The sequence below is a fragment of the Ruegeria sp. YTSA105 genome (assembly GCF_059610225.1).
This window is the reverse complement of record NZ_JBXWNE010000018.1, coordinates 14,656-38,710: the sequence shown is the minus strand read 5'-3', so window position 1 is coordinate 38,710 and position 24,055 is coordinate 14,656. Positions and strand designations below refer to the sequence as shown.

Here is a 24,055-nt window from a genome sequence, read left to right as displayed (position 1 = left end):
ACCTCAGACCGTTTCGGGCTCGGACGGGCGCAGAACCAACCAAAGCAATGCGCCCCCGGCCAGAGTCAACAATGGAACCATGGCAAGGTTTACCGCGGTCCAGCCTTCAACCGGTGAGCCGCCAGAGCAGTTCATCAATCCACCCGAAGCAAGCGAAGCCAGTGTTACGCCACCGAATACCAGCAGGTCGTTCAGACCCTGCATGCGGCCACGCTCGTTGATGTCATGCGATGCCGCCAACATGGTGGTCGCGCCAATAAAGCCAAAATTCCATCCGACGCCCAGCAAGATCAGAGCGATGAAGAAGTTCTCAAGCTCAACCCCTTGCAAGGCGACAACGCCAGCACCGGCAAGGATTGCCAGACCAAGAGCTACGATCTTTTCGACGCCAAAACGGGCAATCAACTGGCCGGTGAAGAAACTGGGGATGTACATGGCGAGAACGTGAAAAGAGACCACATCTGCCGCGTCATTGGCTGTGTAGCCACAACCAACCACTGCCAGCGGAGTGGATGTCATGACCAGATTCATCAACGCATAAGAAACCATTGCGCAGATGATGGCCACGGCGATGCGCGGCGTCTTTAGCATCTCAAGCCGGGTGCGTCCGGTCGGGGCCCCCTCAGCGGCTTTTGCAGGCGTGGGGATGTCCAGAAAGAAAAACAAGACCGAACCCAGAATGTTGAGCACAATCACCGCCAGATAGGTGCCCAGGAAAGGGATCACATAGGCGGTTGAGGTCAGCTTAACGATTTGGGGGCCAATGAGCGCGGCGGCCAGACCGCCGGCCATGACGTATGAGATTGCCTTAGGGCGAAAGGCGTCCGAGGCTGTGTCCGCGGCGGCAAAGCGATAGAACCCGTGCGCGCTCATATAGATGCCGGTCAGCAGACTGCCCGCCAGGAAGACCGGGAACGAGGCCAGATACAAACCGTAGGCACCAACCAGCCCCCCACAGGCACCTGCCGTTGCCCCAACCAGAAACCCTGCGCGCCGTCCCCAGCGTTGCATTATGGCCGAAATCGGTGTTGCCGCCAGCATTGACCCCAGCACGATCAACGAGATGGGCAGGGTTGCTAGACAGGCATTGGTGGCCAGCGACTGCCCGGCCAGACCGCCAACAATAAAGATCATCGGCATCTGCGATCCCAGAATGGCCTGAGCTGCGACCAGAACAGCGACATTACGCTTGGCCTGACTGTTATCCGGGATCGTGGGTGTCATTGTCATGCGCCAATGCGTAGCGATGAAAGCAGGGTCATACAAGACGGTTGCATCTGCGACAAAGCACCCTAACGTGCTGCTGACCAATTTGCCGGAGCGCGCATGTCCGTCGGACGTATCATTGAAACCCCCGATTGCGTGGCCGAGGGGGCCAAGTGGCTGGCCGAGACCTGTCCGCGCATGGCCTATGCGATGGACCAGACCGGGCCTTTGCCGCTGCGCCGTAAGCCTGACGGGTTTGCCCAGCTGCTAAGTGCGATTGTCAGCCAACAGGTCAGTGTGGCCTCGGCGAACGCCATCTGGAAACGACTGCAAGATGCAAAACTGACGGGCCCACGCAAAATCATGTGGGCCACCGATGAGGATTTGCGTGCGGTGGGCCTTAGCCGCCAAAAGATCAGATATGCCCGAGCGCTTGCGGAGGCTCGTATTGATTACAAGGCGTTACGCGACGCACCTGATGAGGATGTTGTGGCGATCCTGACCGAAATTTCAGGCATAGGCGTCTGGACTGCCGAGATTTACGCGATGTTTTCTCTGGGCCGTGCCGATGTGATTGCACCGGGCGACCTTGCGCTGCAAGAGGCCGCGCGCATCCTCTATGATTTACCCAAGCGCCCTACGGATAAAGAACTGCGCCGGATGGCCGAAGCGTGGTCACCCTGGCGGTCGGTTGCAGCGCGGGTGTTGTGGGCCTATTACCGGGTCGCAAAAGAACGAGAAGGGATCAGATGACACGGGTTTTGAATGCGCTCCGAAAAGAGCCGGTTTCGGGCGATACGCGCTCGGTCGTGGTGTTCGTGCATGGCTATGGCGCCAACGGGGCCGACTTGCTGGGGCTGGCCGATGTGTTGGGCGAGCACTTGCCGGACACGCTGTTCGTTGCCCCTGACGCGCCCGAGCAGATCCCGGGTATGCCCAATGGCTTTCAGTGGTTCCCGATCCCGTGGATTGATGGCTCTTCCGAAGAAGAATCGCGCCGCGGGATGGAAATGGCGGCGGATGACTTCGACGCTTTCCTCGATGCGTTGATGGTGGACGAAGACGTTCTGCCCGAGCAGGTGGTTCTGTTCGGATTTTCGCAAGGCACGATGATGAGCCTGCATGTCGCCCCGCGCCGCGAGGACCCAGTGGCCGGGATAGTAGCCATTTCAGGACGCCTTCTGGAACCCGATCTGCTGCCGGATGAAACAGTCAGCCGCATGCCGGTCCTACTGGTACATGGCGACGCAGATGACGTCGTGCCGCCACAATCATTGCCCGAAGCCGCCGAGGCCCTGCAAGCGGCTGAGTTCAAAGAGGTCTATGCCCATGTCATGAAGGGCACCGGCCACGGTATTGCCCCGGATGGTCTTAGCGTCGCACTGGCTTTCATGCGTGACAAGCTGAGCCTTTAAGCAATGATTGCGGTCCGCCCCATGATGCCCGAGGATGTCGCAGCAGCTTGCGATTTGCTCAACCAGATCATCGCCATTGGTGGTACGACTGCGAATGAAACCCCTTTCTCCGAGGCGCAGTTTGCGCAGAGTTATCTATTGGGTCTCGATAAGATTTGCAGCCATGTGGCGATGGATGCGCAAGGTGAGGTTGCCGGGTTTCAATGGCTTGGGGTGAATGACGCACTGCCCGACGATTGTGCTGACATTGCAACCTTCACCCGCCGCGAACCGGTTTTGAAGGGGGCAGGGCGTGCCTTGTTTGAAGAAACCGCCAAATTTGCCGTAGGGGTTGGGCTCGGTTCCATCAGCGCGACAATAAGGGCTGATAACCGGTTGGGCCTGAACTATTACGAGAAGATGGGATTCCAAGATTACTCGGTTGATTTTGGTGTGCCCCTTCGTGACGGCACGCCGGTCGACAGGATTACCAAACGGATTGATCTGAGATTGGAGATACCATGCTGATCGTAACCGGAACTATCGAAATTACGCCGGAAGGTGTCGAAGCTGCCAGAAAAGCTGCGCAGGAAATGGTTGCCGAGACGGTGAAGGAAGCAGGCTGCACGGTCTATGAATTCAGCCAGATTCTGGGTCATGCCAATCGGTTTCGGATCTACGAAGAATGGGGAAGTCAGGCCGCGCTCGAGGAGCATTTTGCCACACCGCACATGGCAACATTTCAGGCGGTGCTGGGCAAGGTCGGAGTGACTGAAAGTCTAATCTATCGGATCACGGGAGGTGACAAGAAACCGCTGCGGTGATCCTAGTCCCATAAGGAAGGCTCGGCGAATTCGATGGAATTCCCGGACGGGTCGCGAACGTATAGAGACAGTATTCCGTTCGGCCATTCAAATTCAGCGTCTACGGGCACGTTCCAGTCTATAAGATGTTTTCGCATCACCGCGATTTGCGCGCGCGCCATGCCAAAGCAGGCATGACCCGGACCTTGGGCGCCATGGGCGGGAACAGGCAGGCGCGGGTTGCCCGGAGGTTTTTCGGTCTCTGCCGCATTGAATAGCAGCAACACTGAACCACCCACCTTGTAGAACACATGCCGGTTGGCGACACGCTGGATTTGCTCAAGCGCCAGAACGTCCCCATAGAAATGCTCTGCAGCATCCAGGTCGTCGACATAAAGTGACGCTTCTAAAAGGCCGGTTGGCTGCGGAATGTCAGGTGATACCTTCATTCCTCTATCCTATCACAAATAGGCGTTTCGGTCACCGACGTGGGCGCCGGTCCCGTTTGCGCGAAGAAGATGGTGCGAGGGCAGGCATAGATAGGCTATCCCATTGCCCCGGCTCAAGCCCGTCCAATGTCCAGTCGCCTATCCGGGCGCGGATCAGTCGAAGGGTCGGGTGCCCAACGGCCGCCGTCATCCGGCGCACTTGCCTGTTTCGACCTTCTCGAAGGACCAGTTCGACCCAACAATCCGACACCGTCTGCCGCACTCTAATCGGCGGGTCGCGCGGCCATAATGCCTCGGGCTGATCCATCAATCGCGCCTTGGCAGGGCGGGTCAAGCCCTCCTTCAGCTCAACACCATCGCGCAGGGCTTTTAGGGCGGAGGCGTCTGGCTCCCCTTCGACCTGCACCCAATAGGTCTTAGCCATTTTATGCTTGGGATCGGCTATCTGCGCCTGCAGGCGACCATTGTCAGTCAACAGCATCAAACCTTCGCTATCGCGGTCCAATCGCCCGGCCGGATACACGTCCGGCAGATCAATGAAATCCGACAGCGTACTGCGCGGAGACTCCGCATTCGCGCGATCCGTGAACTGTGGCAATACATCAAATGGTTTATTGAAGCGGATGAACCAGGACATTACCCGCCATAGCCCGGCGATCGAATTGGTGCAACCTGTGGATAACTGTCATCGGCCTGTTACGGATTCGGAATACTCAATCCCCGAGATATTGTGGAAACTCAGGGCTTGTCAGAGCTTTAACACGATATATAGTAAAGCTAAGGCCGGGGCGGGGGTTCTCCGCTCTGATGTCAAAAGAGGCAGAGCAGAGCGTGGAGCGATTCTGATATGGACGGAGACTTCAGGACCGAATTTGTCAGGGAACCCGGTGCGCTCAAGCATCATCCGGCATTGGTTTTGAACGCCGATTACCGCCCCTTGTCCTACTATCCACTATCGCTCTGGCCGTGGCAGGAGGCCATAAAAGCTGCCTGGCTGGACAGGGTGGATATCGTCGCCGAATATGACGAAGTTGTCCGAAGCCCGAGCACCGAGATACGAATACCCTCGGTCGTTGTGCTGAAAGATTATGTAAAACCCAGAAAGCGCGTGGCCTTCACGCGCTTTAATTTATTTCTGAGGGATGAATTCCGCTGCCAATACTGTGGCAGCCGTGGGGATCTGACCTTTGATCACGTGATCCCGCGCGCGGCGGGCGGGGTGACAAGCTGGCAGAACGTTGTTGCGGCCTGTAGCCCATGTAACTTGCGCAAAGGGTCTAAATCACTGCGGCAAGCAGGAATGACATTGCGCAAGCCTCCGCGGCAGCCGGATGCCGAGGCTTTGCGCAACGTTGGACGAAAATTCCCACCGAACCACCTGCATGACAGTTGGATCGACTTTCTCTATTGGGATGCGGAACTGGACGAGCTCTAACGGCCTGCACGCCACGCGGCGAACCAGAGCAGAACCAGAACGAAAGACAAAGCGGCATTCCATCCGGCCATGGAAACACCAAATAACTCCCATGGAATATCATCACAGCGTACCAGTGGTGCCGACATGATCTGATCCAGCAGTTCTTCTGCCGACAGACCGCCGATGCTGCTTGATGTGCAGCTTGACGGACCTTCCCACAAACCGCGTTCTACACCAGCGTGATAGATACCAATGACCGCAGTAGACAGCGCCGCCAGTGCACCCAATAGGGGCAAGACAGACTGTCGTGGCAATGCCAGCGCCACAGCGCCGATCAGGATGGCGACGCCATGTGGATAGCGTTGCCAAATGCACAGTTTGCAAGGTGGAAGCCCGCCAAGATACTGAAAGGCAAAGGCGCCAAGTAACAACGCCATAGACCCAAGCGTCGCAATCAGGATCAGTAAATTTCGTCGTGTCATAAGAATTTCACCGCTAGGAAACCGCCAAACAGAAGGATGATAAACAGGGAAAACATTAGGCCCAGCCGCTTTTCTATAAAGCTGCGGATCGGCTCTCCGAAGCCCCAAAGCAAACCTGCGACAATGAAAAACCGTATCGCTCGGGCCAGAATCGAGGTGGCAATGAAGGTGCCCAGGGGCATCCCTGTCCAGCCGGACATGATGGTGATGACCTTATAGGGAAAAGGCGTAACCCCAGCGGCCAGAACAGCCCAGAAACCAAAGTCATTGAACCGTGTGTTGAACTCTTCCATGGCGTGGGCTTTGCCCATGGATTCAAGGATGGGCTGGCCGAGGCTTTCATAAAAGAACGCGCCGATTGCATAGCCTAACATTCCGCCCAAAACCGAAGCTACCAGTGCTACAGAAGCAATCAGCCAGGCCCGGGAGGGTCGGGCAAGGATCATGGGAATCATCAGAACGTCCGGCGGTATCGGAAAGAAAGAGCTTTCGATGAAGGAAACAATAGCCAGCGCCCACAAGGCATTCGGGTGTTCTGCCAGGCGAATGGTCCAGTCATAAAGAGGTCGCAGCATCAGGTGCAATTTCCCTGTACATGTGTTGGGTAAGCCAAACCATGCGCCCCGCAGGCCGTCAACCTTGCAGGCTGGAACATTCCTCAATCAGGGTGTTTTTTGCCTCTGGACCTTCTCGATTTTGAACGCTAATTCAGTGTCCGTGGCCCAAGTGGCGGAATGGTAGACGCAGGGGATTCAAAATCCCCCGGTAGTGATACCGTGCCGGTTCGAGTCCGGCCTTGGGTACCAAAGTAAAAACAGAGGGTTAGGGGAACCTGCCTTCTGTTTTTTCTTTCCGGTAGTTCTAATTGCTCGCATTCCCAACTCACACGTTCGCGTTTTGGTCAGAGTTCCCGATGTCAAAAGCGCATAATTGGATTTGTTTGCGGTCACTGCGGGGCAGATGCGCAAGAAAAGCGTCAAAGGCGGGGAAAATTCAGGGGGGCTTGTCAAATCTGAGGATACGCCTGCTTTGGTGACCTGCTGGCCTTGACAAGCTAATGCTCAGAATGAAACCTCTTACGGGTTGGGAGATTCTGAAAAATCAAAGATATGCCTGCTGCATAGCGGGCGTTGTTGCATATCGCAGGGCCATTTATCCGGCGCTTTGATGTGTCTCCCACCAGAAAAATAATGGGAGTTCACTTATGAAAAACAGCAGCAAGCTTAGCCTCGGCGCGGTTGTCACGGCGGCTCTGATGGCGCCTGCGGCCTATGCCGAAGAGTTTATCACGATCGGCACAGGTGGCGTGACCGGGGTGTATTACCCAACTGGCGGTGCAATCTGTCGTCTGGTCAACAAAGGGCGCAAGGAACATGGTGTGCGCTGCTCGGTCGAATCGACCGGCGGTTCCGTGTACAACATCAACACCATTCGCGAAGGCGAGCTGGAGTTTGGTGTTGCGCAGTCCGACTGGCAGTACCATGCCTATAACGGCAGCTCGAAATTCGAAGAGGCGGGCCCGTTTGAAAACCTGCGCGCCGTCTTCTCGGTTCACCCCGAACCGTTTACCGTTGTGGCCCGTGCCGATTCCGGTGTGACCAATTTCGAAGACCTGAAAGGCAAGCGCGTAAATATCGGTAACCCCGGTTCCGGTCAGCGTGGCACCATGGAGGTTCTGCTGGGCGAAATGGGCTGGTCCACTGACGATTTCGAACTGGCGACCGAGTTGAAGGCGGCGGAACAGTCTGCGGCGCTTTGCGACAACCAGATTGACGCAATGGTCTATACCGTGGGTCACCCCTCGGGCTCGATTCAAGAAGCCACCACGGCTTGCGACTCGGTTCTGGTCAATGTCAGCGGCGAGGCCGTGGACAAGCTGGTCAACGACAACTCGTTCTACCGTACAGCTACCATTCCCGGCGGCATGTACCGCGGGTCGGATGGTGATACCGCGACATTCGGCGTTGGCGCGACCTTCGTGACTTCGGCGGACGTGTCGGATGATGCGGTTTATGCGGTTGTCAGCTCGGTTTTCGAGAACTTTGATGACTTCAAAAAGCTTCACCCGGCATTTGCCAACCTCAAGCCCGAAGAGATGATCGCGGACGGCTTATCGGCTCCGCTGCATCCGGGTGCCGAGAAGTACTATAAAGAAAAAGGCTGGATTCAATAAGCCAGACCTGACGCGGGGTGCCCGTCGGGCGCCCCGCACAAAACCCGTATCAAGCGGGTGATTCAGAAGGCCGCAAATGGCCACGACGGGGAGACATTTTCATGAGTTCCGAGACACAATCGAACCGCCCGCTATCCGAAGAAGAACTACAGGATCTGGTCGCATCTTCAGATGCCGGAGGGCGTAATCCGGTTGGGAATGTAGGCGTTTTCCTTGCGATCGTGGCGGCGATCTGGTCGATCTTTCAGGTCGTACTTGCTTCGCCTCTGGCGAACTATGTGTTGCCCGGCAGCGTGGTTAACAATTCGCGTCAGTTTCACCTGGCCTTTGCGATGTTTCTGGCCTTTGCAGCCTATCCGGCGCTGAAATCCAGCCCACGGGATTATATCCCTGTGCATGATTGGATCATGGGGCTGCTGGGCGCGTTTGTGGCGCTGTACGGATATTTCTTCTACACCAAGATCGTTGATGCCGGAGGGCTGGCAGACGATACAGACAAATGGATCGCCCTGGGTGGGCTATTACTGTTGTTCGAGGCCGCGCGCCGCGCGCTTGGCCCGGCGATGGCGATTATTGCGACGATCTTTTTGGCCTATGTCTTCTTTGGATCATCCGAATGGGTGCCCGAAGTCATCCGCTGGAAGGGCGCCAGCCTGAAAAAGGCGATGAGCCATATGTGGATCACCTCCGAGGGCGTGTTCGGAATCGCCTTGGGTGTTTCGACCAAGTTTGTATTCCTGTTCGTTCTGTTTGGCGCCTTGCTGGATAAGGCCGGGGCAGGGAACTATTTCATCAAGATGGCCTTTGGCGCGCTGGGTCACCTGCGCGGCGGCCCCGCCAAGGCGGCGGTTGTGGGCTCAGCTGCGACCGGCCTGATCTCGGGCTCGTCCATCGCAAACGTTGTGACCACTGGTACCTTCACCATTCCATTGATGAAACGCGTTGGGTTCAGCAGCGAACAGGCAGGTTCGGTCGAGGTTGCCTCTTCGGTGAACGGGCAGATCATGCCACCCGTCATGGGCGCTGCAGCCTTCTTGATGGTAGAATATGTGGGAATTTCCTATGTCGAGGTGATCACCCACGCCTTCCTGCCAGCGGCGATCTCGTACATTGCTTTGGTCTATATCGTGCATCTCGAAGCCGTAAAGCGGAACATGCCCACGTTGGGCGACCGCGAAGTGAAACTGGCACGTACCGTGGTTGGTATGTTCTCGTTCTTCATTGTCTTTGCTGGGCTCTGCTATGGCTCTCAATTCCCTGTAGAAGCAGTGACAAATTGGATGCCGAACTCGGCCGGTCTGGTCCTCAGCCTGATCATCTGCGCAATTTACGTGGCGCTGCTGTACCTGGCCGCACAGGTGCCCGATCTGGAACCCGATGACCCGAATGCCAAAGAGGTGACGCTGCCGGTCATTAGCGAGATCTACAAGGCGGGCCTGCACTACCTTCTGCCGATCATCGTGCTGGTCTATTTCCTGATGATTGAACAGAAATCGCCCGGTCTTTCGGCCTTTTGGGCCACGTCCTTGCTGTTTGTGATCCTGCTGACGCAGAAACCGCTGAAGGCGATGTTCCGGGGGCAAAGCAACCTCTACAACGCGTTCATCGACGGTGTCGCGGATCTGTGGCAGGGCATGATCGACGGCGCGCGCAACATGATCGGTATCGCGCTGGCGACGGCCACGGCGGGTGTGATCGTTGGTACCGTGACCCTGACCGGTGTGGGCCAGGTGATGGCCGATCTGGTCGAGTTCCTGTCGGGTGGCAATCTGATCCTGATGCTGATCATGGTCGGTATCCTCAGCCTGATCCTGGGCATGGGCCTGCCGACCACTGCGAACTATATCGTCGTCAGTTCTTTGATGGCCGGTGTGGTCGTGGAGCTGGGCGCGCAGAGCGGGCTGATTGTGCCGCTGATCGCGGTGCATCTGTTCGTCTTCTACTTTGGCATCATGGCGGATGTGACACCGCCCGTGGGGCTGGCCAGTTTCGCGGCTGCGGCTGTATCGGGGGGCGATGCGATTAAGACCGGATTCATCGCCTTCTTCTATAGCCTGCGCACGGTCGCGTTGCCGTTTGTCTTCATCTTCAACACAGACCTTCTGTTGATTGATGTGACCTGGGTCGAAGGGATAATCGTTGCGATATTTGCGACGATAGCGATCCTTGTCTTTACGGCGGGCACGATGGGCTACTTCCTGACCCGCAGCCGGATCTATGAAAGCGTTGCCTTGGTCGCGGTTGCTTTCGCACTATTCCGTCCGGATTACTTTATGGACAGGATTTCACCCCCATATCAGACCGTTGAACCGGCTGCATTCACCGAAACGATCGGGGAAACACCGCCCGGAACCGAGGTGCGTCTGGTCATCAGCGGCCCGGATTTCGACACGCTTGAGATGGTGGATACCACGGTTGTCGTCTCTGTCGGTGACGAAGACGGCGGTCCTGCACGGGTTGATGCGATGGGTCTACTGCTGATCGAAGAGGACGGTCTGATCAAACTGGAAGAGCCGCTGTTCGGCGCGCCTGTTGCAGATGATCTGAGCATCTTCGACTATTACGGGGATGAGGCCGTGCGCCTGACCTCGGTCAGCCTGCCGTCAAGCCAGCCACCCAAGCAACTGGTGTATATCCCGGCGATGATCCTGTTGGGTCTGATCGCCTTCCTGCAACGCGGCCGTGCCGCCAGACAAGGGGTGCCCGCATGACACGTTCTGTTCTGTGTGCTGTTGATATCAGCAATGGAAAAATTGATGGCCCGGTCCTTCAAAAGGCCGCTGCATTGGCCGATTTGGAGGGGGCGCAGCTGGATGTGGTCAGTGTTCTGCCCGATTTTGGAGAAAGCTGGGTGTCCGGCTTTTTCCAGGCGGATTTTCATGAAAAGGCATTGGCTGAGGCGCAGAAACAACTGACCGAGCTGTGCGCATCAACATTGGGCAGTGAGCGCAATGAAAAGATCCGCCATGTGGTGGCCACGGGCACGGCCTATCAGGAGATCCTGAGAACCGCAGAAAGCGCCGGATCTGACCTGATCGTCATTGGGGCGCATAAGCCGGACTTCAAGGATTACCTGCTGGGTCCGAATGCTGCGCGCGTCGTGCGGCATTCGACAGTCTCGGTCTACGTGGTGCGATGATCTAATACCCGGTCATTTCAAGATAGCCACGGCCTGAATGGCTGCCTGAGACCGTAACGGGCCCCTCCCAATAAGCAAAGCGGGTTGCCATCCAGGCTTTGGGTGTCAGGGCGCTGACGACAATATCCACCCCGCGGGCGGGGAGTGTAACACGCCATTCAATCGGGATATCCCGGTCAGCGACATGAGCGGTCTGAAGCGGTTCAAAAGAAACAGAGCCATCGGCAAGCGCGGTGGTTTCGCCATCCTTGCCGATCCACGTTGCAGAGGTGAAATCCTCAGCCTCTCCGCGCAGGCGAAAGGCCATCAGCTTGTCGCCGCCTTCAAAGCTGAGCGAGAACCAATCCCATCCGCTTTGATCCTCGGCCAAGGGCTGCGAGGACCATTCCCGATCTAGCCAACCCTGTCCGGATACCGCAACATCCCCATCCGGCAGATGCACTGTGCCTGTCAGGTCGAAGAACGGCTGTGAATAGTAATGACTTGCCTGCCCCTGCGTAGACTTGACCGAATACCCGGCATCCCCGTGAAAGACCAAAGGCCCCGTTGCGCGCATTGACAGATCGTATCCGAACTCAGAACCGTTGGCCCGAAGCTTCAGCGCATTGAAGTCGGGTCCGCGCATGTACCATTCGTCGATCCAGGCTGCGAATGGGGCGGCGGTTACCCCGGCCTGACCGATACCGCCCCGCGACAGGCGTTCAGCAAAGTAATGGGCATCAGGGGTGGTCAATGCGGCATGGCCCAACCACAACTGCGGACTTTGCCAGGATTGCTCTTCATAGGGTTTCAGCGCCGAGCGGAACAAAGTCCATTGTACTCCGTAATCGCGCCCGTCTTCTCCTTTCAGGTTCGCGGTCAGATACCACCATTCGATCTTGAAAGTGGGATGGGGACCGTGATCCTGCGGAAAGCTCAACTGATACCCAAGCTGGGGGACGTCGAACCCGTCGGCCTCACCTCCAAGACCGGCAAAGCCCTGCGCCCGAAGTTGGGCGGGCAATAGCAGGGCCAGAATTAGGAACCAGACTTTAGCGTTCATTGGCAAACACTCTTAACAACTCGGCAGGCGGGATGCGCAGCAACCGAATGGCTGGAACCGCAGCGGCGATAACAGCGGCCAGTAAGGTCAGAAGAAATAGATAGAACCAGTCGCTTGGGAATAGGTACATTGGTAACCGCCAGCCAAACGCCTCGACATTGATGACCGTCAGCAACGTCCAGGCCAGAACCAACCCAAGCGGCAAGGCCAGCGCGGCGGTCAGAGAGGCGAGAAGCACGCTCTGCGTCAGTTCAAACCGCGCCAGCTGCGCCCGCGTCAGGCCAAGCGCCCAGACCGGTGCGATCTGTGGAAGCCGTTGCGTCCAAAGCGTCAGCAGGCTGGTCAGAATTGCAAATCCAGCAACCCCGAGCGTCAGGATATTCAGCGCAGAGGTCACCACAAATGTGTCTTCGAAGATTTCCGTGGATCGGGCCTTCATGTCTGCTTGATGAACGACTGCCTGCGGAGGAAGGTCAAATTCCGCCCGAAGCCTTTCGGCAACATCGCTGGCCTGATCAGGGGGCATGCGAACGCCATATCGCCGTTCCTCGGTATTGGGTGCGATGTCTTCCAAAAGCTCCATCGACACGATGGCTTGTCCGGTTGGATTGCCATAATCAGAATAGACCCCTGCAATGACCAGCTTGTGACCCGGGCGGAGCGTGATTTGATCTCCGGGCCACAAATTGGATCTGCGCGCAAGCTGTTCGTTGATCAGAACGGCGGTTCCGGACATCACCTGATCCCATACTCCGGGCACTGAGGCGATCAGCGGCCAGTTTTCTTGATAAACCGGATTGTTCACCACCCCGTAAAGAAACAAGGGGCCGCTTCCGTGCGCCAGCTCGACGTTTCGGATCGGCAAAACGGCGTCGACCTGAGGCAGCAGCCATTTCTTGATGTCCTGCGCCTGTTGTTCGTCGGCTGCGGTTATATACAGTTCTGATGTCAGTCGTTGGTCAAGCCACCCAGTAAATGTCAGCCGGAAACTCGACACCATGGTTCCAACGCCGATATTTGCGGCCAATGCCAACATCAATGCCATCAGGGCCAAAGAGAGACCGGGCAGTTGCGCCTGCATGTCGGCGAATACCCATTGTCTGACTGGGCCGTTCTGTAGCTTCTGAAGTCCGGTTACTGCGATCAGCAAGAGAAACGGTAAAATCAACGCAGAACCCGTCAGGATTCCGGCAACCAGCACGAACCCTGCGACCAAACCGTCGGCCACAAAGATTGAAACGATCCCCAACCCAATCAGGAATACTCCGATCAGAGCCAATCTTTTGGTTGCAGTGTCATCCCCCCGCCAGGCCTGCGGACCCGGGCTGGATAACAGCGGCAGCCGAGCCAATCGGAACAAAGCCTGAGAGCTGGCCAATAGCGTTCCGAACAGGGCCATGGCCAAGCCCGCGAGAACCCAGTGCAGTTGAAGCGAAAGCTGACCTTCAACTGGTGCACCATACAACCCGCGTAGGGTCGATGCCACGTCGGGCAGCAAGGCCCCGGCCAGCAGGAAACCCAGTACCAGACCGGCGCCCCCTCCAATCAGGGCCAGCAGCGAAAGCTCGGCCAGAATGATCCATACGATCTGACGCATCGGAACGCCCAGCGCACGTATTGTTCTGATAATTGCTCGGCGCTGTGCAAAGGCCAGCCCGACGGTGCCATGGACGATGAACAGCCCGACGGCAAAGGACAAAAGAGCAAAGGCAGACAGGTTGAGGTGGAAGCTCTCTGTCAGTTGCGCCGTGTCCAATCTGGTCGAGGCTGCAACGCGTGTCAGATCGGGGGCGATCTGCTCAAGCGATGGGATCGCTCGGGGCTGCTCTGGCAAGACGACCAGACGTGAAATCTGCCCCTTTTTGTCAAGCAGCTGTTCGGCAACGCCAATATCGGTAAAGACCAGATCCGGTGGCAGCGCGTCGCTGGACAGGATCGGGGGCAGGTTGCTGGCTTGCTGCAGAATCTGGGCCAGTTCCGGCGCGACCAGTATCCTGCCGGGCGCGGTCAGCATGTCTGCGGGATCAGGCGGCGTATCGCTTTGTTCCAGACGGCTGAGGGCGGGCAGGGGTGGAAAGGCGACCATGTCGATCCCCATGACCTGCAGATTGTGACCGCTATGGCGCCAACGCCCCTCAAGCACCGCGGCGATCTGCCAGCCAGCCCGACGCAAGCTGACATAATGGTCGATCGTCAAATTCCCCGAGGTGGCGTGCAATTCATCGTATTGACCAAATGAGAGTTGATCATTGGCCCGTTGATAGCTTGCCCGCGCCTCGGAATTTATGGCTTGAACGGCCGACCACAGCCCGGTCGCAAGCGCAATGCCGGTCAACAAGGTTAACAGCTGAAGCCAATGGGCACGCCAGTGCGACACCAACGCCTGTATGATGGCCAAAGTCACGAGATAAGGCCGCCGGACAGGCGGACCTGTTGGTCCAGACGGGCTGCTATGTCCTGCGAATGTGTCACCAAAAGCAGGGCTGCGCTGGTTTCGGCGACCAGCGCAAGCATCAAATCCAATACATTGGTGCTTGCGACCTCATCCAGATTTCCTGTTGGTTCATCCGCGAGCAAAAGACTGGGGCGCGGCGCAAGGGCGCGTCCGATGGCAACGCGTTGCTGCTGGCCGCCTGACAGGTTCTCGGGAAAGCGGTTCAGCAGGTCCCGCAATCCCAGTTTGTCGGCAAGATGATCGCACCAGTCCGGATCATGTTTACCGGCAAGCCGGGCATGGAAGGACAGGTTTTGGCCGACCGTCAACGACGGGATCAGATTGAACTGTTGGAATACCAGGGCCACACGCTCGCGCCGAAGGGCTGCGCGCCCGGTATCGTCTAGTTTGGACAGGTTGGTTCCGCCCAGTGAGATTTCGCCCGCATCGAATATGTCCAGCGCACCTGCGAGATTTAGAAGCGTGCTTTTGCCACTGCCACTTTCCCCGGTTAGGGCAAGCGTTTGGCCATGGTCCAACGACAGAGATACTCCGTTCAAAATCGGTCGACCGTTTGCATATGATTTATGGACATCAGTTATTTTAAGCAGCATTCATAGGCGCCCTGTATTCTGCCACTCACAATTTGCAGCCGACCGAAGCGGTGTCCAGTTCAATGGCGCTATCGTTTCCATTCGTCGCAGACGCAGGGTTGCCCAATCCTGCAATTGAAGCGATTGTGACGAGACTTAAAAACAGAGGGGATGGGCGCCGGTGACCTTATCCGAGCAGATTATCTGGGGAAGCGTTTATTTGGGTATCTGCTTTTTGATCGAAATTGCCCTGCTGACCTGGTGCATGCAGATCATCCGCGTGATGTCGATCAAACTGGAAAAAAGCAAAAGGTTTGTCACAATCGCCAGTCCGCTCTGTATCGCACTGATTTTTATCGTGATGATCCATACCTTTCAGGTCTGGCTTTGGGCGATTGTCTGGGTCTTTGGGGATGTTCTGGCGGACTGGAATTCGGCGCTGTATTTTTCCTTGGTGACGTTCACTACGCTGGGTTACGGCGACATTGTGTTAGGAGAGGGGCTGCGAATCTTTGGTGCATTTGCGTCGGTCACCGGGCTTTTGGCATTTGGGCTGTCCACAGCCTTTTTGGTCGCGGTCATGTCGCGGGTGCTGCAGGAAGAGTCGATCCTTTAAAGGATTGGTGCGAACAACCGCGCCAGAGGCGAGCCGAACCGAATATAGGCCGGTTGTTCGGGTAAGGTTTTGACCAGCTCATAGCTGGATTCAAAGTCCATTAGCAGCATGTCGTGAACTGCATGGGCCGCGTCCTTGTCAAAGAACAGGGCCATCGCCTCAAAATTCAGGCGGAAAGAGCGGTTGTCCAGATTGGTGGTGCCAACAGCGGTCAGGGTGTCGTCCACCAGAAATACTTTTTGATGCATGAATCCATCAGTGTACCGGTAGACCCGCGCGCCGCATTCCCTGATCTCGTCGAAATAGGCAAAGGCCGCCAGCCAAGGCAAGCGGTGATCAATCACGTCGGGAACCAGAATGCGAACATCTACCCCGCGCATTGCGGCGTGGCGTAGTGCGGTCATGATGTCGATATCAGGAACGAAATAGGGGGATGCGATCCACAATCGTTCCTTTGCTTCCGTGATTGCAGAAAAGAACATCATGGCGCCGGTTTCGGTTTCGTCCCCCGGACCTGTGGCGACGAGAAGGGCGTTCATGTCCTGATCAGATTCCTGACCCGCCCAGGCCAGTTGATCTATCAGGTCTTCTTGATGCGCCCAGTACCAGTCCTCTGTAAAGATCAGTTGTAGTTGGCGCACGATATGTCCAGTCAGCCTTATGTGTGTGTCCCGCCAATGTCCGAACTTTGCGGACTGACCGAGATATTCGTCGCCGACATTGTGGCCGCCGATAAAGCCGATTTCACCGTCTATGATCACCGTTTTCCTGTGATTGCGATAGTTTAGCTGAAATCGCTGTCCTGGATGACGCTTTTCATGCTGACCGGCAACGTGAATTCCCGCCGCGCGCAGCGACGTGATGTAGCTTGTCGGTAGGCCATAACTGCCTACGGCGTCGGTCATAAAGCGAACTTGCACGCCGCGCTCTGCGGCAGCGATCAGTTTGCTTTGCAGTTGCCGCCCCAATCCGTCATCACGCACGATGTAGAACTGGACAAGCACATAGTCCTGAGCCGCGTCGATAGCCTGAAAGATAGCGTCAAAGGTTGCCTGCCCATCGACAAGCAAATCTGCACCGTTGCCGCGTGATATGGGAAGATGCGCAAGCTCTTCGAAAGGGAGCGGATTGATCGTGATCATGCCCGGATCTGGGCGCGAAAAATCCGCAAAGCTTTTTATCCCTTCGACAACAGTCTCAGCGTGCTTTCGGGCCAGGCGATACCCGCGAAAACGATGATGTCCCAGAAACAAGTACAGCGGTACGCCAGCTATCGGCGCCGAGATCAAAAAGACCACCCATCCCACGGCACCCTGCGGTGTGCGCGCTGTTTGAGCGGCGCGTATCGAAAAGACCGCGGCGGTCAGGTACAAACATAGGACAAAGAGGGAAACAAAGAGTGTCAGCATGGAGGATTCGATCCTGGCATTTTCCTTAGTGTTTCAAGTTGCATTGGGGATTGGCCTGTTCAGACTGTATTCCCCGATGGCGGCCCTTCGTCGCCGAGTTCACCATTCAGGGACATTAAAATTGCGATCGGGCGCAATGCGGGAATATGGCTGAAGATGATCAGGATGCAGACGGTCAGCGGAACGCTCAGGAAGGCTCCGATCAGACCCCAGACCGTAGTCCAGAACATAAGTGCCAGAATGACCAGAAATGTCGACATGTTCAGCGATCGGCCCAGCATGGCCGGGTCCAGAAAATTACCGATCATGAACTGAAGCGTGCCACAGCCGAAAACTATGATCAGAAACGGCCCGATACTTTCAAATTGAACCAGTGCAATCGCCGCTGGAAACAAAACGGCAATAATGGACCCGATCGAGGGTATGAAATTCAGGGCAAAGGTCAGCACTGCCCATGTCTCGGAATACTCAAGACCAAGGGTCTTGAAGACCACATAGCTGATTCCAGCCGTTATCAGGCTGATAAAGGTCTTCACTCCGACATAACGCTGCAGACTAAAGGAAATCGCGTCCAGAACCAAAGCGAACTCGGCACCGGTTTTAGGGTCACCGGCGGCCATACGGATCTTTTTGCGGAACGCCAGACGTTCGGCCATCAGGAAGGCAACGTAAAGGCTGATGAGGAAAAACTGGTTCAGCAAGGACGTTGCGCTGCCCAGCAACATCCGGGCGACGAAAGACATATCAATGTTGACCAGATTGTCCCTGATGAAGGCCGTGATATCGTTGCCCACAAGGTCGTTTATGCGGTTAACGGCCTCGTCGAACTGGCTTTCATATGTATTGATCGAGCGTGCAAACTGCGTCGCCTGATTGCCCAGAATATACATGATCATGAACAACCCGACCAAAACCACGGTCACTCCAGCCAGGTTAGCCAACCAGACCGGAGCCTTGGTCAGCGCAATAACCCGGTCACTCAGCGCGATGATCAGGACGTTGATCAGCAAGGCCATGGTCAGCGGGATCAGAAAAGCGGAACCTGCATAAAGCCCCAATACGACCAGTGACACGACAATCGCGGTGTCGCGGACAACCGAAAGGCGCAACCTGTTCGGCATGCTTGGGTTCTGGTCGCTGGTTGGCATTTTTCGCCCGGCTTTGTGTAGGTTCCGTTTCGATCCTGCACGGGACAAAGGGATTATGCAATGCAACCAAACATTTGGAGTTGGTTAATTGCGTCCAGTCGGGTTTTGCCGGTTCTGGTTCGAATACAGTCAGGGTAGAGTTTTCGGATGACGACAAGTTTGATTCCCCTGACTGGAAGAGTAATTCGAGCCCTTTGGCTGGCCTTGGGTCGATTTGGGGCCAAAAACGGCATGGTCATGAGCAGCCACGTTGCCATGTCCCTGATGCTGGCCCTGTTTCCGTTTGTTCTGTTCACTGTAGCACTGGCTGGTACGCTGTCTCAGGATTATGTCACGGACGAGCTGATCGAACTGATCTTTGGCGCCTGGCCAAAAGATGTCGCCGGCCCGATTGTGGGAGAGTTGCGCTCGGTCCTGGCGGAATCAGGTTCGGGGGTAATCACCCTGGGCGGTTTGCTGGCCATTTTCTTTGCCTCAAACGGCGTAGTTGCGGTGCGGGCAGCCATGAATCAAGCCTATCATGATCATGACGCCTGGCCATTCTGGAAGACACGCTTGCTGTGCCTGGGATTGGTGATTGTTGGCGGGGCGGCCATTCTGGCCATCGCCGCCGTCGAAGTCGTCTTGCCGGTCTACACGCGCCTCGTGTCCGAAAAAACTGACGTCAACGTATCAGACTGGTTGTCTGTGGATCGATTGCGTTGGACCTTTACCGTGGCGGTTCCTGCGGGCACGGTTATCGTTGCACATCTTGTGCTGCCGACGCGCCGCCATCGGCTGTGGCAGATCCTTCCGGGCGTTGTTCTGACACTCGCTCTGTGGGCGATGGGCGGTTGGGGCTTTTCGATCTATATCGGACAGTTCGCCTCGTACAGCGCTACTTATGCTGGTCTTGCGGGGGCGATGGCTGCGTTGATTTTCCTGTATCTATGCGCGGCCATCCTGATTCTGGGCGCTGAATTCAACGGCGCGCTGATGGATTTGCAGGATCAAATTAACGGACAAACCTGAAGGGCAGGGTGGCTGGGGCTGTAAAATAGCAATTCAAAGCCCGGTTTGCGTCATGAAATCGGCACGTTTCTTACCCAAACTGCATGGACTGTGACCCCGTACGCATCAAGGTGAGGCCTCATGACCAAACTGCCCGAAAGCGCGAAATCGCAAAATCCATCGTCGCTGACCCGGCGGATTGAAGAATTACGGGCAAAACCGGCGACGGATATCAGTCACGGTGAGGCATTGTTGTTGCAAGGAAACGCAATATCTTCGCTGCGTGAACAGCGTCTTGCGCGTTCCCTGGCTGACTTCGCGGATTAACTTCAGCCGCGAAACCCTGTTGCTACAACGAATTTTTCCGAACTGTCCGCGCGGGATGCCGGTGGTTTGACATGCGCCACCTTGTCAAACTTCTGTTTCAGAATCTTCTGCAGATCCCCTTCGGCTCCTCCGGCCAAAACCTTGGCGACAAATGTGCCGCCCTGTTCCAGCACATCAAAGGCAAAATAGGCGGCGGTTTCGCACAGGGCCATGATCCGCAAATGGTCGGTTTGTTTATGCCCCGAGGACGCAGCAGCCATATCTGACATCACCACGTCAGCTTTGCCACCCAACCAGTCTTTGACCTTCTGGTCGGCATCGTCCTCCATAAAGTCCAACTGGTGAACCTCGGACCCGGCCACCGGTTCGACCTCTTGTATGTCGACACCCAGAACAGTGCCGATTTTCTTACCGCTTTTCTCACCCAATGCATTAACGCGTTGGACCGCAACCTGCAGCCAGCCGCCTGGGGCGCAACCCAGATCGACGATGCGCGCACCTGGAACCAGGAAGCGGAATTTATCGTCCAGTTCCAATATCTTGAACGCCGCGCGCCCACGATAGCCTTCGACCTGCGCGCGCTTGACATAGGGGTCATTCAGCTGACGTTCCAACCACCGGGTCGAGCTGATTTTGCGCCCGCGGGCGGTTTTGACCTTAACCTTCAGGTCGCGCTGCCCGCGGCCCGAATTGTTTTTGCCAGTAGGTGTCTTCGCCATCAGAACGGTCCGTCTTCCAATACACCGTCCGCGCTCATCTGCGCATAAAGCAGGCCTTCGCGCAGCCCCCGGTCCGCCACTGAAAGACGGTCGGTTGGCCAACATCGTAACAAAGCCTGCAATATGGCCGAGCCGGACATGATCAGGGCCTGGCGGTCATCGCCGATACGCGGATCTCTCCGCCGCCCCAGTGGGCCGAGTTCTAGATACCCGCGTATCACTTTGTCAATCTGATCGCTTGTCATGCGCAAACCGTCTACCTTGGTCCGGTCATACCGCTTCAATCCCAGATGTGAGGCTGCGACTGTCGTAACCGTGCCACTGGTGCCGACGATCTGAAAACCTTCGCGGGCTTGTTCATCCTTATAAGGCGCAAAATCGGCCAAGTTTTCTTCGAAAAACCAGCTCATCAAGGCAAACCGCGCCGCATCATCTTCGACATCATGGAACTGATCGCGCAGCGTCGCAACGCCGAGGGGAACACTGATCCAATCCACAACCTTGGCTGCAGGAAACGGGCTGTCTGTTGTATGAAATCCATTATGCAGACGCATAATCGCCGCCGGGCGATCCCGACGCGGAAGCGAGGATATGTCGATCCAGACAAGCTCTGTCGAACCGCCGCCAATATCCACAACCAACAACTGTTCTGTCTTAGTGGACACCAGCGGGGCACAGGATATTACGGCCAGACGCGCTTCTTCCTCGGGCTGGATGATCTCAAGCGTCAACCCGGTTTCACCCTTTACCTGGCGAATGAATTCACGTGAATTTTTTGCACGGCGACAAGCCTCGGTTGCGACTAGACGCATGCGCTTGACCTTGTTGCGTTTCAGCTTTTGCTGGCAAATGCGCAACGCCTGAATGGTGCGCGCCATCGACGACCGAGACAAACGCCCCGTCCGCTCTAAGCCCGCGCCCAACTGCACGGATTTAGAAAAACTGTCCACCACATGAAACCCGCTGCCCTTGGGCTGGGCAATTAACATGCGACAGCTATTTGTTCCCAAATCCAGCGCGGCATAAAGCGCATCAGGATCGGGTCTTGCCGGCGCGGGGCTTTCGACCGCCTTCGGGAACGCGCCCGCACCTTTGGGACGCTTGGGCGCCATCTTCAACGCCCTCCGATTTACGAGTTACCCCGACCATAGGTCGGCCTTTTGGTTCGTGCAAGATACTCATTAAAGTGATGAGAATTTTGAGGTGAGGTTTACAGGAACAATTCGTTACAAGCCGTGTATCCCGTTGTAGGTGAAAACGTCGTTTGAAATGCGCCTTGTGTCGAAAATCGACCGACCTGCGACCACATTGAAGTTTAGAACCGGTCCATCTGGTTAGGAGGAATCAAAGCAGATGCCTGACGTCACCATCGTATATTGGCGCGACATTCCCGCCCAAGTCATCGTCGGCAAGGGCCGCCGGGGCGCAAAACGGCAGTTGGAAGAACGGTTCGAGCAAGCCATTGACCGCGCCGCCATGAAGGTGAACGCCAAGGACAGCGATGCCTATCTGGCCGAATGGCGCAAGGCCGCGCCTTTCGCGGTTGAGGGCGATCCGTCCGAAATTGCCGAACAGCAGGCTGTGCGTTTGGAAACGGAATATGATCAGGACCGTATCAAGGCTCTGATCGCCAATGACGGTTGGGCATGAGCTCGAAATCTATATGGGAGGCCGCTATGGCTTTGCTGAACTTCAAGAAACGTGATGCCGCCGAAAACGGTCCGGTAAATCCAACCGTCGAAGCCTTCCTGCAGGGCTATTCGATTGAGGTGATGCCGCGCACCGCCGAGAAGGTCGAGGATTTTCGCGCTTTGTTGCCTGAAGGCACACGCGTCTATATTGCCCATATCGAAGGCACTCCGATCGAAGACATGGTCAAGACCGCCAAGCGCATCGCGGCGGACGGCTATCCTGTTATGCCGCATTTCCCGGCGCGGATCATTAAAGACACGGCGACGCTGGAAAACTGGATTTCTATGTACCAGGGTGAAGCAGGTGTGGATCAGGCGCTGTTGCTGGCCGGTGGTGTCGCGAATCCTCATGGTGATTTCGACAGCTCGATGCAGCTGCTGGAAACTGGTTTGTTCGACAAGGCCGGGTTCAAGCGTCTGCACGTCGCGGGCCACCCTGAAGGCAACAAGGACATCGACCCTGACGGATCGACCAAGAATGTTGACGATGCGCTGCGTTGGAAACAGAAGTTCTCTGAGACCACGGATGCCGAAATGGCGCTGGCCACTCAGTTCGCCTTTGACGCCAAACCGATCATCGCCTGGGCCGACAGCCTGAAAGAGGCGGGGATCGACATTCCGGTTCATATCGGCATCGCCGGTCCGGCAAAACTGCAAACACTGATCAAATTCGCCATCGCCTGCGGCGTTGGTCCATCGCTGAAGGTTCTGCAAAAGCGCGCTATGGACGTGTCCAAGCTGCTGCTGCCTTATGAGCCCACGGATGTGATCACCGAATTGGCCAACCACAAAGCAGCCAACCCTGATTTCAATATCACAAACGTACATTTCTTCCCGCTTGGTGGCATCAAGACAAACGCCAACTGGGCCATCAACAACGGCGGCGCTTCGGCAAAGCCTGTAACCTCCTAAGGATCGGACATGACCCGTACAGTCGTAGAATCAAAAACAAAAACCGCCGTCCTGGGCTTTGACGAACCGTTCTGCGTGATCGGTGAGCGGATTAACCCGACAGGCCGCAAGAAACTGGCGGCGGAACTGGAAGCAGGCGATTTTTCGACCGTTGAAAAGGACGCCCTCGCGCAGGTTGCCGCTGGCGCGACCGTTCTGGATATCAACGCGGGCGTTGTCTACAACTCGAACCCCAACCCGAACGAGACCGAGCCGCCGCTGATGCGCAAGATCGTTGAAATGGTGCAGGGGCTGGTCGAAGTGCCGCTGTGCATCGATTCATCGGTTCCGGGAGCTCTGGAAGCGGGTCTTGAGGCGGCAGAGGGCCGTCCTCTGTTGAATTCGGTCACAGGCGAAGAAGATCGTCTGGAGCTGGTTCTGCCGCTGGTCAAGAAATACAATGTCCCTGTGGTAGCGATCTCAAATGACGATACGGGGATTTCGGAAGATCCCGATGTGCGGTTCGAAGTGGCCAAAAAGATTGTCGAACGGGCCGCTGATTTCGGGATACCGGCCCATGACATCGTGGTCGATCCACTGGTGATGCCTATCGGCGCAATGGCAACTGCCGGTCAGCAGGTGTTTGCTCTGGTTCGTCGTTTGCGTGAGGAACTGGGCGTGAACACCACTTGCGGGGCGTCCAATGTCTCGTTCGGTCTGCCGAACCGTCATGGCATCAACAACGCCTTCCTGCCGATGGCAATGGGCGCTGGCATGACCTCGGCGATCATGAACCCCGTTGCCTTGCCGGTTGGTCCCAAGAAGCTGGCCGAGAAGAAGGCTGAAGTTGAAGCAAAGGGCATCATCCTGCCGGCGGACATGGATGATGAGACCTTCTGCCAGCTGTTTGGCCTGGGTTCGACCTTGCCGCGCGCCGGTAAAGAGATGGAGGCCATCCGCGCCGCCAACTTGCTGACCAATAACGATCCGCATGGCGGGGCTTGGATCAAATTCAACAAAGCCCCCAGCGAAGCCGGTGCTGAAGGGGCTGGAGGTGGTCGTCGCGGCGGTGGCCGTCGTCGCCGCGCATAAACGTTATAAAACAACATTCTGGCCGGATCTTTTGATCCGG

Annotated in this window: 26 protein-coding genes and 1 tRNA gene; 15 read left to right on the top strand and 12 right to left on the bottom strand. The window is 56.5% G+C overall.

Annotation, left to right across the window (positions count from 1 at the left end):
* Positions 1 to 3: 3 nt before the first annotated feature.
* Positions 4 to 1,230, bottom strand: a complete 1,227-nt coding sequence (locus AC2FH2_RS17910) for an MFS transporter (RefSeq protein ID WP_282027388.1) — start codon at positions 1,228 to 1,230, stop codon at positions 4 to 6.
* Positions 1,231 to 1,326: 96 nt separating this feature from the next.
* Between AC2FH2_RS17910 and AC2FH2_RS17905 the strand changes: the two genes are divergently transcribed.
* The 4 genes from AC2FH2_RS17905 to AC2FH2_RS17890 are packed head-to-tail and all read left to right on the top strand — an operon-like array spanning position 1,327 to position 3,424.
* Complete coding sequence (locus tag AC2FH2_RS17905) at positions 1,327 to 1,959, top strand: DNA-3-methyladenine glycosylase family protein (RefSeq protein WP_496824686.1); 633 nt, start codon at positions 1,327 to 1,329, stop codon at positions 1,957 to 1,959.
* Positions 1,956 to 2,621: an alpha/beta hydrolase gene (locus AC2FH2_RS17900; RefSeq protein ID WP_142633653.1), complete on the top strand. Its 666-nt coding sequence runs from the start codon at positions 1,956 to 1,958 to the stop codon at positions 2,619 to 2,621. The genes AC2FH2_RS17905 and AC2FH2_RS17900 overlap by 4 nt, the downstream gene beginning before the upstream one ends.
* 3 nt (positions 2,622 to 2,624) lie before the next feature.
* Positions 2,625 to 3,128, top strand: coding sequence for a GNAT family N-acetyltransferase (locus AC2FH2_RS17895; protein ID WP_496693490.1), 504 nt, complete (start codon positions 2,625 to 2,627; stop codon positions 3,126 to 3,128).
* A complete protein-coding gene (locus AC2FH2_RS17890; RefSeq protein WP_496824683.1) occupies positions 3,122 to 3,424 on the top strand; it encodes a putative quinol monooxygenase in 303 nt (100 codons plus the stop codon). The genes AC2FH2_RS17895 and AC2FH2_RS17890 overlap by 7 nt, the downstream gene beginning before the upstream one ends.
* A 2-nt stretch (positions 3,425 to 3,426) precedes the next feature.
* Here AC2FH2_RS17890 and AC2FH2_RS17885 read toward each other — a convergent pair whose 3' ends face one another.
* Together AC2FH2_RS17885 and AC2FH2_RS17880 are read right to left on the bottom strand one after the other, a co-directional pair.
* Positions 3,427 to 3,852, bottom strand: coding sequence for a VOC family protein (locus tag AC2FH2_RS17885; RefSeq protein WP_281994582.1), 426 nt, complete (start codon positions 3,850 to 3,852; stop codon positions 3,427 to 3,429).
* A 31-nt stretch (positions 3,853 to 3,883) separates the two neighbouring features.
* Positions 3,884 to 4,489 (bottom strand): pseudouridine synthase, encoded by a 606-nt coding sequence (locus tag AC2FH2_RS17880; RefSeq protein ID WP_496710308.1) that lies wholly within the window; start codon positions 4,487 to 4,489, stop codon positions 3,884 to 3,886.
* A 210-nt stretch (positions 4,490 to 4,699) separates the two neighbouring features.
* Between AC2FH2_RS17880 and AC2FH2_RS17875 the strand changes: the two genes are divergently transcribed.
* Positions 4,700 to 5,287: an HNH endonuclease gene (locus AC2FH2_RS17875; protein WP_142633663.1), complete on the top strand. Its 588-nt coding sequence runs from the start codon at positions 4,700 to 4,702 to the stop codon at positions 5,285 to 5,287.
* Here AC2FH2_RS17875 and AC2FH2_RS17870 read toward each other — a convergent pair.
* Positions 5,284 to 5,751 carry a disulfide bond formation protein B gene (locus AC2FH2_RS17870; protein ID WP_496824681.1) on the bottom strand — a complete coding sequence of 156 codons (468 nt, stop codon included), beginning with the start codon at positions 5,749 to 5,751 and terminating at the stop codon, positions 5,284 to 5,286. The two genes, AC2FH2_RS17875 and AC2FH2_RS17870, sit on opposite strands and share 4 nt — an antisense overlap.
* Entirely contained in the window at positions 5,748 to 6,326 is a 579-nt protein-coding gene (locus AC2FH2_RS17865) for a YqaA family protein (RefSeq protein WP_281972062.1), read from the bottom strand. Before AC2FH2_RS17865 ends, AC2FH2_RS17870 begins: the two co-directional genes overlap by 4 nt.
* A gap of 145 nt (positions 6,327 to 6,471) precedes the next feature.
* Here AC2FH2_RS17865 and AC2FH2_RS17860 point away from each other — a divergent pair.
* The 4 genes from AC2FH2_RS17860 to AC2FH2_RS17845 all read left to right on the top strand — a co-directional run bounded on the left by AC2FH2_RS17860 (position 6,472) and on the right by AC2FH2_RS17845 (position 11,063).
* Positions 6,472 to 6,557: transfer RNA gene (locus AC2FH2_RS17860), tRNA-Leu, on the top strand.
* Between the two features lie 398 nt (positions 6,558 to 6,955).
* Positions 6,956 to 7,924 (top strand): TAXI family TRAP transporter solute-binding subunit, encoded by a 969-nt coding sequence (locus AC2FH2_RS17855; protein ID WP_142633669.1) that lies wholly within the window; start codon positions 6,956 to 6,958, stop codon positions 7,922 to 7,924.
* A gap of 101 nt (positions 7,925 to 8,025) precedes the next feature.
* Positions 8,026 to 10,635 carry a TRAP transporter permease gene (locus AC2FH2_RS17850; RefSeq protein ID WP_496707788.1) on the top strand — a complete coding sequence of 870 codons (2,610 nt, stop codon included), beginning with the start codon at positions 8,026 to 8,028 and terminating at the stop codon, positions 10,633 to 10,635.
* Entirely contained in the window at positions 10,632 to 11,063 is a 432-nt protein-coding gene (locus AC2FH2_RS17845) for a universal stress protein (protein ID WP_142633674.1), read from the top strand. The genes AC2FH2_RS17850 and AC2FH2_RS17845 overlap by 4 nt, the downstream gene beginning before the upstream one ends.
* A 1-nt stretch (position 11,064) precedes the next feature.
* Here the strand turns inward: AC2FH2_RS17845 and AC2FH2_RS17840 are convergent, their stop codons facing one another.
* Genes AC2FH2_RS17840 through AC2FH2_RS17830 form a run of 3 tightly spaced genes read right to left on the bottom strand, consistent with a single transcriptional unit; the run spans position 11,065 to position 15,153 of the window.
* Positions 11,065 to 12,105 carry a lipocalin-like domain-containing protein gene (locus AC2FH2_RS17840; protein WP_496824678.1) on the bottom strand — a complete coding sequence of 347 codons (1,041 nt, stop codon included), beginning with the start codon at positions 12,103 to 12,105 and terminating at the stop codon, positions 11,065 to 11,067.
* A complete protein-coding gene (locus AC2FH2_RS17835) occupies positions 12,095 to 14,509 on the bottom strand; it encodes an ABC transporter permease (protein WP_496824676.1) in 2,415 nt (804 codons plus the stop codon). The genes AC2FH2_RS17840 and AC2FH2_RS17835 overlap by 11 nt, the downstream gene beginning before the upstream one ends.
* A complete protein-coding gene (locus AC2FH2_RS17830; RefSeq protein WP_496824674.1) occupies positions 14,506 to 15,153 on the bottom strand; it encodes an ABC transporter ATP-binding protein in 648 nt (215 codons plus the stop codon). Before AC2FH2_RS17830 ends, AC2FH2_RS17835 begins: the two co-directional genes overlap by 4 nt.
* Positions 15,154 to 15,313: 160 nt before the next feature.
* Between AC2FH2_RS17830 and AC2FH2_RS17825 the strand changes: the two genes are divergently transcribed.
* The gene (locus AC2FH2_RS17825; protein ID WP_142633682.1) at positions 15,314 to 15,748 is read left to right on the top strand and encodes an ion channel; all 435 of its coding nucleotides are present in this window, start codon (positions 15,314 to 15,316) and stop codon (positions 15,746 to 15,748) included.
* Here AC2FH2_RS17825 and cls read toward each other — a convergent pair.
* Both cls and AC2FH2_RS17815 read right to left on the bottom strand, forming a co-directional pair.
* Positions 15,745 to 17,157, bottom strand: a complete 1,413-nt coding sequence (gene cls, locus AC2FH2_RS17820; protein ID WP_142633684.1) for a cardiolipin synthase — start codon at positions 17,155 to 17,157, stop codon at positions 15,745 to 15,747. The genes AC2FH2_RS17825 and cls overlap by 4 nt on opposite strands.
* A gap of 59 nt (positions 17,158 to 17,216) precedes the next feature.
* Positions 17,217 to 18,305 carry an AI-2E family transporter gene (locus tag AC2FH2_RS17815; RefSeq protein WP_142633686.1) on the bottom strand — a complete coding sequence of 363 codons (1,089 nt, stop codon included), beginning with the start codon at positions 18,303 to 18,305 and terminating at the stop codon, positions 17,217 to 17,219.
* Positions 18,306 to 18,452: 147 nt separating this feature from the next.
* Between AC2FH2_RS17815 and AC2FH2_RS17810 the strand changes: the two genes are divergently transcribed.
* Positions 18,453 to 19,316 (top strand): YihY/virulence factor BrkB family protein, encoded by an 864-nt coding sequence (locus AC2FH2_RS17810; protein WP_496748908.1) that lies wholly within the window; start codon positions 18,453 to 18,455, stop codon positions 19,314 to 19,316.
* Between the two features lie 120 nt (positions 19,317 to 19,436).
* Positions 19,437 to 19,622, top strand: coding sequence for a hypothetical protein (locus tag AC2FH2_RS17805; RefSeq protein WP_142633690.1), 186 nt, complete (start codon positions 19,437 to 19,439; stop codon positions 19,620 to 19,622).
* Positions 19,623 to 19,624: 2 nt separating this feature from the next.
* Here AC2FH2_RS17805 and AC2FH2_RS17800 read toward each other — a convergent pair whose 3' ends face one another.
* A complete protein-coding gene (locus AC2FH2_RS17800; protein ID WP_142633692.1) occupies positions 19,625 to 20,341 on the bottom strand; it encodes an RlmE family RNA methyltransferase in 717 nt (238 codons plus the stop codon).
* Positions 20,341 to 21,453 (bottom strand): Ppx/GppA phosphatase family protein, encoded by a 1,113-nt coding sequence (locus AC2FH2_RS17795; protein ID WP_142633694.1) that lies wholly within the window; start codon positions 21,451 to 21,453, stop codon positions 20,341 to 20,343. Before AC2FH2_RS17795 ends, AC2FH2_RS17800 begins: the two co-directional genes overlap by 1 nt.
* A gap of 241 nt (positions 21,454 to 21,694) precedes the next feature.
* Between AC2FH2_RS17795 and AC2FH2_RS17790 the strand changes: the two genes are divergently transcribed.
* The 3 genes from AC2FH2_RS17790 to AC2FH2_RS17780 are packed head-to-tail and all read left to right on the top strand — an operon-like array spanning position 21,695 to position 24,015.
* On the top strand, positions 21,695 to 21,991 hold the full coding sequence (locus tag AC2FH2_RS17790; protein WP_142633696.1) for a virulence factor: 297 nt from the start codon (positions 21,695 to 21,697) through the stop codon (positions 21,989 to 21,991).
* 26 nt (positions 21,992 to 22,017) lie between these two features.
* Positions 22,018 to 22,944, top strand: coding sequence for a methylenetetrahydrofolate reductase (locus AC2FH2_RS17785; protein ID WP_281995000.1), 927 nt, complete (start codon positions 22,018 to 22,020; stop codon positions 22,942 to 22,944).
* A gap of 9 nt (positions 22,945 to 22,953) precedes the next feature.
* A complete protein-coding gene (locus tag AC2FH2_RS17780; RefSeq protein ID WP_496824672.1) occupies positions 22,954 to 24,015 on the top strand; it encodes a methyltetrahydrofolate cobalamin methyltransferase in 1,062 nt (353 codons plus the stop codon).
* The last annotated feature ends 40 nt before the right edge of the window (positions 24,016 to 24,055 follow it).